Annotated in this window: 13 protein-coding genes; 5 read left to right on the top strand and 8 right to left on the bottom strand. The window is 43.8% G+C overall.

Annotation, left to right across the window (positions count from 1 at the left end):
* Positions 1-61: 61 nt before the first annotated feature.
* Positions 62-175 (top strand): YjcZ family sporulation protein, encoded by a 114-nt coding sequence (locus AC0OMA_RS02195; protein ID WP_014478831.1) that lies wholly within the window; start codon positions 62-64, stop codon positions 173-175.
* 81 nt (positions 176-256) lie between these two features.
* Positions 257-346, top strand: coding sequence for a YjcZ family sporulation protein (locus AC0OMA_RS02190; RefSeq protein WP_015482794.1), 90 nt, complete (start codon positions 257-259; stop codon positions 344-346).
* A gap of 99 nt (positions 347-445) precedes the next feature.
* Here AC0OMA_RS02190 and phrC read toward each other — a convergent pair whose 3' ends face one another.
* The 4 genes from phrC to yclJ all read right to left on the bottom strand — a co-directional run bounded on the left by phrC (position 446) and on the right by yclJ (position 3,955).
* Positions 446-568: a phosphatase RapC inhibitor PhrC gene (gene phrC / locus AC0OMA_RS02185; RefSeq protein ID WP_003224994.1), complete on the bottom strand. Its 123-nt coding sequence runs from the start codon at positions 566-568 to the stop codon at positions 446-448.
* Positions 552-1,700, bottom strand: a complete 1,149-nt coding sequence (gene rapC / locus AC0OMA_RS02180; RefSeq protein WP_014475800.1) for a response regulator aspartate phosphatase RapC — start codon at positions 1,698-1,700, stop codon at positions 552-554. The genes phrC and rapC overlap by 17 nt, the downstream gene beginning before the upstream one ends.
* A 163-nt stretch (positions 1,701-1,863) precedes the next feature.
* Entirely contained in the window at positions 1,864-3,285 is a 1,422-nt protein-coding gene (gene yclK, locus AC0OMA_RS02175) for a two-component system sensor histidine kinase YclK (RefSeq protein WP_080467384.1), read from the bottom strand.
* On the bottom strand, positions 3,272-3,955 hold the full coding sequence (gene yclJ, locus AC0OMA_RS02170) for a two-component system response regulator YclJ (RefSeq protein ID WP_015482792.1): 684 nt from the start codon (positions 3,953-3,955) through the stop codon (positions 3,272-3,274). Before yclJ ends, yclK begins: the two co-directional genes overlap by 14 nt.
* Before the next feature lie 211 nt (positions 3,956-4,166).
* Between yclJ and AC0OMA_RS02165 the strand changes: the two genes are divergently transcribed.
* Together AC0OMA_RS02165 and AC0OMA_RS02160 are read left to right on the top strand one after the other, a co-directional pair.
* A complete protein-coding gene (locus AC0OMA_RS02165; protein WP_474221855.1) occupies positions 4,167-5,627 on the top strand; it encodes an ABC transporter permease in 1,461 nt (486 codons plus the stop codon).
* Positions 5,628-5,642: 15 nt separating this feature from the next.
* Positions 5,643-6,323, top strand: coding sequence for an ABC transporter ATP-binding protein (locus AC0OMA_RS02160; RefSeq protein WP_015382762.1), 681 nt, complete (start codon positions 5,643-5,645; stop codon positions 6,321-6,323).
* A gap of 104 nt (positions 6,324-6,427) precedes the next feature.
* On the opposite strand, the gene gerKB is transcribed toward AC0OMA_RS02160, so the two are convergent.
* The 3 genes from gerKB to gerKA are packed head-to-tail and all read right to left on the bottom strand — an operon-like array spanning position 6,428 to position 10,421.
* Positions 6,428-7,549 carry a spore germination protein GerKB gene (gerKB, locus tag AC0OMA_RS02155; RefSeq protein WP_174616555.1) on the bottom strand — a complete coding sequence of 374 codons (1,122 nt, stop codon included), beginning with the start codon at positions 7,547-7,549 and terminating at the stop codon, positions 6,428-6,430.
* 24 nt (positions 7,550-7,573) lie between these two features.
* Positions 7,574-8,797, bottom strand: coding sequence for a spore germination protein GerKC (gerKC, locus tag AC0OMA_RS02150; RefSeq protein WP_181218238.1), 1,224 nt, complete (start codon positions 8,795-8,797; stop codon positions 7,574-7,576).
* A complete protein-coding gene (gerKA, locus tag AC0OMA_RS02145; RefSeq protein WP_474221854.1) occupies positions 8,787-10,421 on the bottom strand; it encodes a spore germination protein GerKA in 1,635 nt (544 codons plus the stop codon). Before gerKA ends, gerKC begins: the two co-directional genes overlap by 11 nt.
* A 125-nt stretch (positions 10,422-10,546) precedes the next feature.
* Here gerKA and AC0OMA_RS02140 point away from each other — a divergent pair, with 125 nt between their 5' ends.
* Complete coding sequence (locus AC0OMA_RS02140) at positions 10,547-10,768, top strand: YczF family membrane protein (protein ID WP_014475793.1); 222 nt, start codon at positions 10,547-10,549, stop codon at positions 10,766-10,768.
* Between the two features lie 14 nt (positions 10,769-10,782).
* Here the strand turns inward: AC0OMA_RS02140 and AC0OMA_RS02135 are convergent, their stop codons facing one another.
* Positions 10,783-12,537: a right-handed parallel beta-helix repeat-containing protein gene (locus tag AC0OMA_RS02135; RefSeq protein WP_474221853.1), complete on the bottom strand. Its 1,755-nt coding sequence runs from the start codon at positions 12,535-12,537 to the stop codon at positions 10,783-10,785.
* Positions 12,538-12,742 lie beyond the last annotated feature (205 nt).

Below are 12,742 nucleotides of genomic sequence, written 5' to 3'. Positions count from 1 at the left end.
CCCTGCCAAATGGATCGGTTCAGCATATCTTATAGTATCCTTCATAGGGAGGTGAAACCTTATGTCAGGATACTCTAACGGCGGCGGTTACGGCGGCATCAGTTCTTTCGCTTTAATCGTTGTATTGTTTATTCTTTTAATTATCGTAGGGACTGCGTTTGTTGGCGGCTACTAAGCTGCTGACCGTCTCTGCGGGACCCTGTCCGCCACAGTTTTGCAGCATTTGCTGAAGCAATCTCGCAAGGAGGTGCACAAAATGTCAGGTTACGGAACTTCTTTCGCTTTGATTGTTGTGTTATTTATCCTCTTGATCATTGTGGGAACTGCATTTGTAGGAGGCTACTAAATAAACGTAATCTCCATGAAGGCGGCACCGCAAGACTATGTCTTGCGGTGTTTTTTTGAAAAGAAAAACCCCTTCTCGCTAATGAGAAGGGGCTTGTTCTTACGTCATTCCTCTTTCTGTCACATGAAAGTCGAGTGCTTCCGCATTAGCAGAAACGCCAGCCGCTGTAAAAATCGCGGCTGCGGCCAAACAAATAACAAACAACTTAGATTTCAATTTCATACAAACCTTCACTCCTTTGTATTTGTTTTCTTGCCTCTTCAACTTGTAGAAAATAGGAAGCAGACAGTTTAAACCATTTCTGTTCATAGTAGTATTTTGCTACTTCTAGGGCTAAATCCTCTATATCAGCGTACATATTTTTATTTTTTAAGTATTGGAAACATCGTTCGATTCCTTCTTCATTGGGCTGATCCTGATATAGGGATTGCAAAAACTCGAATTTTACGGCATAGTCTGCATCGTCTGTTTCTTTAGCATATTCATAGCCCCGCTTGTGATATTCCGAAGCTTTATCATGTTTTCCCTGTTTATAATAAATCAGGGTGATTAAAAAATAGGCTTGCGGGAGAGAATTGACGATCCTGCTGCTTTCAAACGTGGAGACCGCTTTTTCAAAGTAATCAATGGCAGGGTCTAGAAGGTCTTGATTGTAATAGCATAATCCGAGATTGTAGTATGCTCTTCCGACCAGCTGGGCTTTTTGTTCCGCTTGGGCCATATTGAGCGCCAATTTGAAATGGCGTGCGGCTTGTTCGAAATTTCTTTCATCCATCAGGTTGACCCCGAACACGAAATGGCATTGAATGATTCTCACATTATAGGTTTCCTGCTCCACGTAAATTTCATAAGCGTTTTTTATATTAATCAATGAAAAATACGTTTGCTTCATATAATAATAAGCTTCCGCGATTTTAAAATAGAATTCAGCCCGTTCAATATGGTCTGCGACAAAGGAGAGCTTTTTCTCCGCCTGTTTATAGTATGTAATGGCAGAAATAAATTCCCGCTTATCAAACTCATACATCCCGCGAAAAAAATTCACGTAATAGTCGAGCAGCCCTTTGAGATCTGCCTGGTTGCTGTCAATGTTTCTTGATAATTCAGACAGGCTTGGCTGGTCTTCGATATTTAATTTCTCTAACGGCTCAAGATAATCCAGCATAAGCTGGTGCCGGAATTCCATTAGTGAATAATAAAGCAGCAAGTTGGAATCATGCTGCATGTGTTTCAGTTCCTGCTGGATTTCAGCTTTTAACACTTCGGCATCCGGCACGCTGAATGTCCGGATATATCTGTACCACTCGTTAATTTTTTGACCGACCGCTGAAGAAGGAATTACCCCGCTCTTCATTCCTTCACCCTCTCCCATCAAAAACTGTTTATGTCATATTTTATCATGTTTATAGACCGTCCCAACCCGAAAAACACGCAATCTTTGTTTTCGGGAGCACGCAATAAACCGAAGCGGTGTATAAAAAAGGCGGCTCCATCAGATGATGCCGCCGCCCTGTATGCTATTGCTGTTTTGCCGTTAAAGGAAGGCGGATGATAAACTTTGTGCCTTTCCCTTCTTCACTCTTGATTTCTACTGTGCCCTGGTGCATTTCAATGAGCTGCTTGACGATCGAGAGACCGAGTCCGTATTCACCGTATGCCGTGTTCGTTCTTGAAATATCTGCTTTATAGAATCGCTCCCATATATGCTCAATATCCTCTTTTGGAATGCCGATACCCGTGTCTTCAATTTCAATAATCGTCTCTTTATAACCTTCCATTCCGCGCAGCCAAATGTCACCGTTTTGCGTAAATTGGATGCTGTTTTTCGTAATGTTGACGAGAATTTGAATGAACCGGTCATAATCGGCATGTACGATGACGTGATCCTCTACTTGGATCATCAGCTTGTTTTGTTTTTCTTCCGCCTGCTGCTGCAAGTGCTCTTTCACGATTTCAAACACCTCGATCAGAGGAACGTCTAGCTTGTTCAAGGTAATTTGCTGGGATCTGATTTTTTCATAATCCAGATTTTCTTTTACGAGCCGCAGCATGCGCTTCGTTTCCTCACTGATCAGCGAGAAGCATTTATCCTTCTTATCCTCAGGAATCGTATGGCTGTTCAGCCCTTCAACCAAACCGTTGATCGTCGTCAGCGGTGTTTTTAATTCATGTGACACGTCAGCGATAAACTGCCTTCTCCGCTTCTCGAGGCGATCGATTTCATCCCTTGACTGCTTTAGTTTTTTCGCCATGATATTAAAGTCAGACGCCAGTACGCCGATTTCGTCCCCGTAGCTGTTTTCCAAATGGATGTCATAATCGCCGGAAGCCACTTTATCTGTCGCTTCTCTCAGTTTTTGAATCCGCTTGACATGGAATTTGGACAGAAGCCAGCTTACGAGAATCGTAATCACAAGCGTGCTGATCACAGCGTAAAACATATAGAGATTGACCTGATTGACCATCTGTTCAACGCCGCTGATCGGAGAAATCAGCAGAACGGCGCCTTTAAATTCGTTCTGAACAAATATAGGCTGCGCCACAAGTGATACTTCATCATCAAAACGGCCATCTGCCCTGATCATGACAGTCTGCCCTTTTTTTAGCTTATTCCATTCTGATTTCTTCAGCTGTTCCCTTGGTGGGTGATGAAAGCCTTCAGGAAGAAAATAAGGCTGTTGCTCTTCATTAAAGATGATAAACTGCGTCTTTCTTGTGCTTAACATGTCCTGATAAGGATAGAGCCTGCGCATGTCCACCTGGCCAGCTTGGAATTCATTTGCAATCTGCACCGCATATGACGTCAATTCCTCTACTTTGTTTTGATAGGCAAATTCCTTCACAAAGTGGGAAAACAGAGAAATGATAATGACAAATGCTAAAATCAAAATGCTGATGTGGCTTAGCAGCAGCTGATATAAATATTTAATCTTCATCAAATTTATACCCTACTCCCCAAACAGTATACAGGAAAGGCTTGTCCTCGCTGGCAAGCTTTTTCCTTAGCCGTTTGATATGAACGTCAACCGTTCGTTCATCTCCATAAAACTGATAGCCCCATACCTGCTCGAGCAGCTGTTCTCTGGAGAACACCTGCCGCGGATTTTGGACAAGGTAATAAAGCAGATCGAATTCCTTCGGCGTGAGATTTTCTACAGGCTCTCCGTTTAATAATACTTCTCTCGTCTTCTTATTAATGGTAAAGCATTCTGATTCGATCATATCTTCATCAATAACAGCTTTGCCTGTCGCCTTGTATCTTCTGATGACGGCTTTGATGCGGGCAACCAATGTCAGCGGGCTGAACGGCTTTGTGACATAATCGTCCGCCCCCATCTCAAACCCGATGACCTGATCTGATTCAGTGTCTTTGGCAGTCAGCATGATAATCGGCACCGTGCTTGTCTCTCTAATTTTTCTGCAGATGGTCACGCCGTCCATAGATGGAAGCATGATATCCAAAATGATCAGATCCCAATTTTCTTCCGTAAAACGCTGGTACCCTTCTAACCCGTCATGAACGAATTCCGCTTCAAAACCTTCTTTAAAAAAGAACATCTCCGTCATCGTACATACACTAACATTATCTTCTATCATTAATATTTTCATTATATCCTCCGGTTGTTTTGATGCTTTTTTATATAATAGCACCATTTTAAACAGAAGGTTTTGCGTTTCACAATTGTTAGTTTTTATTTCATCAACTAGAAATAGATTGTTCATATTTTTTTCATACCTTTGGACTACTATTAATTTATCAGCAAGAGGCGCGCCCCACAGGTGGCCTTATCCATAAAAAAACCTATACGGAGGAACATAAATGAACTTTATCAAACGGGCCTTTTGGAATATGAAGGCTAAAAAGGGAAAAACGTTATTGCAATTATTTGTGTTTACAGTCATATGTGTCTTTGTTCTATCAGGACTCACCATCCAGTCTGCAGCACAAAAATCAAGCGAACTGGCCAGACAGGAATTTGGCGGAAGCGTGACACTTCAGGTTGACCGCCAAAAGCAAATGGAAAAACAGCAGGACAGCGGTGAAAAACGCAGCTTCGAATCAACACAGATCAAAGTGTCTGATGCGAATAAGCTTGCAGCGCTTGATCATGTGAAGAGCTACAATTACACCACATCAGCTTCAGCCAACGCAGGAAACTTTGATGCGATTGAAAGCTCTAGTTCAAGTGATTCCAGCTCCAGCAGTTCAAGCTCAAACGCTAAAAACAGCCAAGGCGGCGGACAAGGCGGACCGCAAATGGTGCAAGCCGATCTTTCGATTGAAGGTGTCATCAGCACAGCATTAGTTGATGACTTCTCTGACGGAGATTCAAAAATCACTGACGGACGCGCGATTACAAAATCAGATGTCGGCAAAAAAGTAACAGTGATCAACGAAACATTAGCGGAAGAAAATGATTTAAGCGTTGGCGATTCGATCACAATTGAATCAGCAACAGATGAGGATACAACAGTAAAGCTGAAGATCGTCGGTATTTATAAAACAACATCTTCAGGTGATGACCAAGCCCAAAATTTCTCTTTCTTAAATCCTTATAACAAGCTTTATACGCCTTACACAGCAACAGCGGCGCTGAAAGGCGACGACTATAAAAATACGATTGACTCAGCCGTTTACTATATGGACGACGCGAAAAATATGGATGCTTTCGTAAAAGCAGCGAAGAAAACATCAATTGACTTCGATACGTACACACTGAATACAAACGATCAGCTTTACCAGCAAATGGTCGGCCCGATTGAAAATGTGGCTTCTTTCTCTAAAAACGTGGTGTATCTTGTATCAGTGGCAGGCGCCGTCATCCTTGGCCTGATTGTCATGATGTCAATCAGGGAGCGCAAATACGAAATGGGCGTGTTATTGGCCATCGGTGAAAAACGATGGAAATTGATTGGACAGTTCTTGACTGAGATTCTGATTGTGGCCGTTTTCGCTATCGGTCTTGCATCTGTGACGGGAAATCTCGTCGCGAATCAGCTTGGAAATCAGCTTTTATCCCAGCAGATCAGTTCATCAACCGATTCAACGCAAACCGCAAGCGGACAAATGCCCGGCGGCGGTGGCGGCATGGGCGGCGGAATGTTCGGCCACAGTTCATCAAACGTGGACGTTATCGATTCACTGAACGTCGCGGTTTCTATGAACGACATGCTTATTCTTGGCGGGATCGGCATCCTTATCGCAATCATTGCAACATTGCTGCCGTCAATTTCAGTCCTGCGGCTTCATCCGAAAACGATATTGACAAAACAGGAATAGAAAGAGGCGGAACCTATGAGCTTATTAGAATTTCAACAAGTCGGCTACTGGTATAAAGACAAAAGCCAGCCATTGTTTCAGGATATTAACATCAGCTTTCAAAAAGGCAAATTCTACACAATCGTCGGCACATCAGGGACGGGGAAAACCACTTTCCTATCTCTGGCAGGCGGACTTGACGCACCAAAAGAAGGAAACATCCTTTACGACGGAAAAGCTGTTTCCAAAATCGGCTTAACCAATTTCAGAAATCAATATGTATCAATCGTCTTTCAGGCGTACAACCTGCTCCCGTATATGACGGCTTTGCAGAACGTCACAACCGCTATGGAAATCACAGGTTCTAAAGAAAAGAACAAAGAATCATATGCGCTTGACATGCTGCAGAAGGTTGGCATCAACGAAAAACAAGCCCGGCAAAAAGTGCTCACACTGAGCGGCGGACAGCAGCAGCGGGTATCAATTACAAGGGCTTTCTGCTGTGACACGGATCTTATCGTAGCCGATGAACCGACCGGAAACCTTGATGAGGACACATCAAAAGAGATCGTACGGCTCTTTCAAGATCTGGCGCACAAAGAAAATAAATGCGTCATTATGGTGACGCACGATGAACAAATTGCAAAAGTGTCAGACATCAATATCAGACTTTCAAGAGGAAGCTTTACTGTGAAGGAAAACGTCGCAGTCGTATAACAAAACGCGCCTCTGCCAGTGCAGACAGGGGCGCACCCTATATCCCCCTTTTATATAGAAGTGAACATAAAAAGAGCGGCGGCTGCATCCCCCCGCTCTTTTTATCATTTTTTTGCTTCCGCCCCTTTTGACTTCTCTCTTCGTTTCTTTTTCCAAACAGCCACAATAAACAGAAAGAGCGGAAACAATAATTGAAAAGGCAAATGAATATACAGCGGCACCACTTTCAAGCCTTCGTTCAAGTGCTCTGAAAAGTTAGTAGCGATCGTTATAGAAAGGATTAAGATGCCCAATCCCATCGGATAAGCCAATTGAGAGGGGTTCTTTTCCTTAAAGAGCGTAGATGTCCCAACCACAGTGGCATATAAGTAGAGGCTGACCTTAAAGAAGCCGCCGATGATCAGCGCCAGCATAAAAAAGACATCGAGCCGGTCTAAAAATTCTTCGACCTTGATTGTCTGAATCGTACTTAAAAGCGGGAACTGGGATCTGAGTGTAAGATCAACATCAAGCACGCTGATATTAATCGCCACGGTGAGCGCCACAACCAATCCGCTAATAGCCATGGCGATCATCCCCACTTTTTTCACATCTTTTCTGTCATTCAGGTTAGGGAAAATCATCACAAATAAAACGACTTCGCCAAACGGAACGTACATGGTCTGAGTGAAAACAGAGTAAAGGACAGGAGAAATGCCGTCTGCCAAAACCGGTTTTAAGTTATGCGGGTCTATAGAACCTGAGACAACAATCAGCAAGAGGCCGATTGCGCCCAGTAAATACATGGCTCCGAAAAGCAGCTCAGCCGCGCGGGCGAGCACTTCGATTCCTTTTCTTACGGCGTATATGCTAACTACCACTAACAAACCATTTACAATAATGATAGGTGTATCATGATAAGCAAATGTCAGCAACATTTCTCCAAAGTCACGCAGGACCCTTGCGGCAATATAGGCAAAGTACAAGATATAGAGAAATGAAAACAGCCAGCTCAGCTTGGTTCCCAGCATATCATCCATATATTCTTTCGGAGAAGAATTCGGGTAACATTGATAAATGCCTTGATACAAATAGAAAAGAAACAAACCGGCTGCACACCCCAACAGAACTGCAATCCAAGCATCCCTGCCCGCCATTGATCCCGGTGTAATCAATAAGGAGCTGCCCAGCTCAAAAATGATAATCATGACAAACAGTTGCCTGATGCTTATTCTGGCTTTTTCCATCTGTCACTTCCCCTTTCTCCAGACCTAATCATCTTTAAACTGGTGTTTGATCGGATTGTTTCGCAATCCCGTTCTTCTGATATACGTCTCGGCCTTCACATCGATAGGCAGTTCGGGCAAATATTCTTTGTCCCATGTGTCCTTCATTTTCTCCCACTGCTCCGGATACTTTCTATATATCGTGTCACCAAAACCGACAAAATCTATCTTATTCTTCTTGATCATTTTCACAGTATGGCTGATTTCCTTTTCAAGCTCTTTGTTGAGCGCTTTTTCAATAGCGGCCAGCACCTTCGGATTAGACAATTGGAAAGGGTATTTGACAGCATCTATAATTCCTTCAACCGTCACTTTCACATGGATGTGCGGACGTCCGTTCCGCATACCAGGTACCAGCTTTGTATCTTGATGGGTAACCTGCAAGCTGACCGCATCTTTCGTCTTGCCCCAATCAGCATTAATAAACGTATGCTGGACCTTATTCATAAGCCAGACTGCCCCCACGCTTTCATCATCTTCAATCCAATACTTTAAATACCCGGCCTTATCAAAAACCGCCAAACCGTCTGCCTGAAGAATGGCTTTCGGGTCAGTCGCCTGCGTGTTTTCCATGCTGACTCCTTTTTTATCATCGCCAATCATCAAATAACCCGGAATAATCGGTGCCCTTGTGTCGCTGGCAAGTGTTTTCAAAACGTCCTGAATATTGGTTTTGACCACCCGTCCGTATTGCGCCTCCGTGAAATCGAGTGTTTTATTGACTTTGTTTGACGGAATTTTATCAATCGGAGTCAGGATTTTCACGATATTTTCTGCTTTTGTTTTATGGGCAACGACGAAGGTCGCCGTTGTCCTGAATTCCGTGTCCCGGTCAAGATTGTCTAATACAAAATCCAGCCCTTCCTCTTTCGCCAGCTTTTCGCTGATTACGACCAGGTTGGTATGGGCAAAATAAAGCCGCCGCGATACCTTCATGGAGGCTTTTCTGAGTGCTTCCGTCAAATTGTCGCCTTCAATCGAATAGACAGATACAGGCGGCCTGTCTCCAGCACCGCCTCCCTGAAGCCCGCCGGCGACATTTCCGGGATTGATAATTTGAAGATGCAGCACGTAGTTGCCTTCGTTTGTCCGATCGATGCCAATTGCCGAGATAATCGCAAGATCTGTCAGTTCCCGCTTATCCCAGCAGCCGGGCAGCACAATGACGCTCAAAATCATGAGAACGGCTAATAGACATTTACGTACCATTCTGATCCCCTTCTTCCAAATCTTTGTTCACCATTCCTCGTGAAGCGGCCGGCTCTGGGCGTTGATCTTGCCCCTGCCGCACCTTATCTTCCTTACTGACCGATTCCGGCCTTTTTTCATCGGCCCACCACGGAACACGGAAAAGCGCGTCCTTTACGCCTTGTGAAGAAAAAGGTGCAAGCGGCGACATATATGGAACGCCGAATGAACGAAGACTGCATAAGTGGACAAACATCATAATGATCCCTAAAATCAGCCCGTAAAAACCCAAAACAGCTGAGGCAATAATAAAAATAAACCGAATAAGCCGGGCTGAAATGGCCATCGCGAACGCAGGTGTTGCGAAGCTCGCAATCGCGGTGAGTGCAACGACAATAACCATTGCCGGGGAGACGATGCCAGCCTGTACGGCAGCCTGGCCGATTACGAGCGCGCCTACGATTGACACTGCCGAGCCGACAACCCGGGGCAGCCTGACTCCCGCTTCCCTCAGAATCTCAAAAGCAACCTCCATCGTCAGCGCCTCCACAACAGCCGGAAACGGAACAATTTCCCGCTGGGCCGCAATGACCACTAACAGCTGAGTCGGTATCATTTCTTGATGAAACGTCGTGGCTGCCACGTATACAGCCGGAGCCACAAGCGAAATGAAAAAGACTAAAACACGAAGAATCCGTATGCTTGTCGCAATGTCAAAACGTGAATAATAATCCTCAACAGACTGAAAAAATTGAACAAATAAGGCCGGAGCAATAAGCACAAACGGTGTTCCATCCACAATTATCGCGAATCTTCCTTCTAACAGATTTCCCGCTACAACATCAGGACGTTCTGTATGATACATGGTCGGAAATGTCGTAAAGGTTTCATCTTCAATCAGCTGCTCAATATATCCAGATTCCAAAATACTGTCAATATCTATTTTTTCTAGGCGCTGTTTCACTTCCTTCAGCACCTTTTCATCACATATTCCTTGAATGTACATGAGAGCGATATCCGTATTCGTAACAGAACCTTTTTTCATTTTTTCAACCCATAAATTCGGATTTTTAATGTATCGCCGGATCATGGAAATATTGGTTTGCAGAGACTCTGTAAACCCTTGGCGCGGGCCGCGGAATGACACCTGGGTGCTCGGCTCTTGGATGGAGCGCTGCTCTCCCCCTTGAGTGCTGCAAATCAAAGCTTCATCATAGCCATCTGCAAAAACGAGCGCATTGCCGAGCATTAACTCGGAAAAAAGCTTGCCCCAGCTCTTTTCCGCTTTCACTCCGCCCAGGGGGAGCGTTTTTTCAAGAATTTGCTGGATCGCATGGGAATTCTGGATAGACTCATCCTGTACCAAAGGATCGATTAACGACTCATGGATTGTGTTATTATCGACCAGGCCTGCAATATAAATAACAGCCAAATGGACATGATCCTGCTCCCCGATTTTAATCTCACGAATGATGACGTCAGAGCTGCTTCCGACTTCCTTTTTCGTTTCCGCTATATTCTTTGCCAAACTTGGAGAAATGAGAACCGGCCATTCTTTTTCTTGCTGCTGTTCCTGATTCCTTTCGTCTGTATTCTGCTTGTCTTTTGCATCGGTATTGTTCTTTTGCTTAGAAAATAAAGGCATACACAAATACCTTTCCTTGTCGTTTTCTCATATTCTTCCTTTTAAAATTGAGATTATGCATTAGGTTTAGATGCGGTATAACTTCTCCGCCAACGATAGACACTAAAAACGGAGGATGATGAAGCATGAAGATATTGGGCGTGACAGGAGTTATATTAATTTGTTTATTAGCTATTTCTGTATTGATGGACATGCTTCAAGGGTTCAGTTTAACAAAAGCCATTTATAACAATATGTCCAGCTTTAAGATGACAACATTTGCGGAATGGGTCGTGCTTTTATTTTTTGTTTTAGTACTTGTGAGAGAAATGTACGTGATCTATAAATCGAAAAAAAAGAACCCCTAGAGGGGGCGCTTTTTTCAGACAATAATATTGCCGTCTATTGTGTCACTGCTGTGTTTGTTGATGGTCCCTTTAAAAATGCGGTTGCCGATGATTTTAGAATTGGTTGCCGTGTTTGTTTGAATAGCTATCGCAGTGCCCGCGGAGAGGTTATTGATGGTGTTTCCTGAGATGATAGAGCCTGCCGAGCCATTGATATAAATCACAATCGGATTCCCGGCTGTTCTGTTGACTGAAATGGTATTATCAAAAATCTCATGCACACCGGCGCTGATATAGATGGTGACCAAAAGCGGAGATCTCTCTAAGTGGTTGCCGATAATTGAGGTTTTTGCACTTGTGGAGCAATAAATGGGGTAATTTTTGAACTCTTTAAATGTATTGTTTTTGATGATAGCGCCGGCATTGTTTGTGACGGAAACAGAATATGATTCCGGCACTACTTCAAACGCATCAGGATTCAGTGTATTCCCTTCAATCACCGCGTTCCCTTGAGCAATCCAAATGCCCCGGCTGAATTTTCTCAGGAGATTATCTTTAATGATCATATTGCCGCCGGAAACGTTCACACCGTCAACGACTTGAATGAGACAGTTATTCAGAAAAGCGATGTCATCTGACAGCACTGCGCGAAGACCGATGCTGCGCCTTGTTTCAGACAGTCCGTTTTGAATTTGGTTTCCGTCTACCTTTACGTCGGAGGACTGATAAACCAATATCCCTGTGTTTTCAAAGTTGCTGATTTTGTTGTTCGTCACAAGAACGCTCTTTCCCCTGACATCAATTCCTGTTGAAAATCCGGTAATGAGGTTGCCAGCGATCACTGCATCACTGGACTCTTTTCCTTGTGATACACCGAGTCCGGTTATCCCGACTCTTGGCGCAGCCGCCGCGTCTTCAGGGCGTCTCAGTATATTTCCTTTGATCACTGTTTGCGTCCCATATCCGTAGCTGATTGTATTGTCTGAGTGATTTCCTTCTATTAAAATGCCATACCCGTTAAAATTGGTCACAGAACTTGAAACGTTTCCAACAAAGTGGTTATTGCGAATTGATACATTAATCGGTTCCTCATAATCAACGTCACCTTCGCCATATCCTTCAATGTCAATTCCGAATTTCGGGGCTGTTCCATTCCCCGTTCCGGCATCTTCAATCAAGCATTCCTCCACCGTGACCATGTCACATCCGGTAATGGAAATGTTATTTCTCCTCGACCGCCGAACCTCACAGCGGCGGATGATAATTTGCTCTGACGTTCGATAGTCTTGATTGGTCTTTAATCCCCTTGGGCTGACTATGATCCCATCGCCGGTAAAATCAGAAATTTTCACATCATCAATGACAACATTCGAGCATCCTTCAATACATATGCCAAAGCCCCATTCATGGGTTGATCTTATCCCCGCCGAAGCATACGTATGCTCATCCCGTTCGCCGATAATTTGTCCCCCGGAAATGGTTATATTCTCTTGCTTGCCTACATAAAATGCGGAATAACCCCACGAACTATTCGGTATCACTTTCATGATACATTCGGGGTCCATCATAATCTCAAGGTTGCCGGGAACAATGATCCCCGCGTTTCGAAACTTCTGATTAAGATCTCCGCCAAGCGTTCCGTCTATTAAATATGTTCCCTTTGGAAACCAGACAGTATGATAGCCTTTCGATACAGCTGTACTGAGGCACTGATTAATCCGTTCTGTCGAATCCGTTTTACCATCTCCAGGAACACCGAAATCCGCTGCATTTAATATGAATTCAGCCAATTGCGAGCCTCCTTCTCTATGATTACTATCATGTTACTCACAAAGGCCCGATCTGCTTGTACATTTCTCTAAAATTTTATTAAAAAAATATAAAGGAAGAGTTATGTAAGAAAATCTCACGATAAAAAGTTTAAAAATTAGGAGGAAATCACTATTTTTAGGTATTTATAATTTTTCCAATATGGAACTATTTGAAATGAGTATA

The organism is Bacillus sp. AMCV2 (genome assembly GCF_056033925.1).
This window is presented reverse-complemented; position numbering and strand designations above follow the sequence as displayed.

Coding starts and splice junctions, on each gene's coding strand:
- AC0OMA_RS02160 (WP_015382762.1), top strand. CDS start 5,643: ATGAGCTTATTAGAATTTCAACAAGTCGGCTACTGGTATAAAGACAAA.
- phrC (WP_003224994.1), bottom strand. CDS start 568: ATGAAATTGAAATCTAAGTTGTTTGTTATTTGTTTGGCCGCAGCCGCG.
- gerKB (WP_174616555.1), bottom strand. CDS start 7,549: ATGGAAAAAGCCAGAATAAGCATCAGGCAACTGTTTGTCATGATTATC.
- gerKC (WP_181218238.1), bottom strand. CDS start 8,797: ATGGTACGTAAATGTCTATTAGCCGTTCTCATGATTTTGAGCGTCATT.
- AC0OMA_RS02195 (WP_014478831.1), top strand. CDS start 62: ATGTCAGGATACTCTAACGGCGGCGGTTACGGCGGCATCAGTTCTTTC.
- AC0OMA_RS02140 (WP_014475793.1), top strand. CDS start 10,547: ATGAAGATATTGGGCGTGACAGGAGTTATATTAATTTGTTTATTAGCT.
- AC0OMA_RS02165 (WP_474221855.1), top strand. CDS start 4,167: ATGAACTTTATCAAACGGGCCTTTTGGAATATGAAGGCTAAAAAGGGA.
- yclJ (WP_015482792.1), bottom strand. CDS start 3,955: ATGAAAATATTAATGATAGAAGATAATGTTAGTGTATGTACGATGACG.
- rapC (WP_014475800.1), bottom strand. CDS start 1,700: ATGAAGAGCGGGGTAATTCCTTCTTCAGCGGTCGGTCAAAAAATTAAC.
- AC0OMA_RS02190 (WP_015482794.1), top strand. CDS start 257: ATGTCAGGTTACGGAACTTCTTTCGCTTTGATTGTTGTGTTATTTATC.
- gerKA (WP_474221854.1), bottom strand. CDS start 10,421: ATGCCTTTATTTTCTAAGCAAAAGAACAATACCGATGCAAAAGACAAG.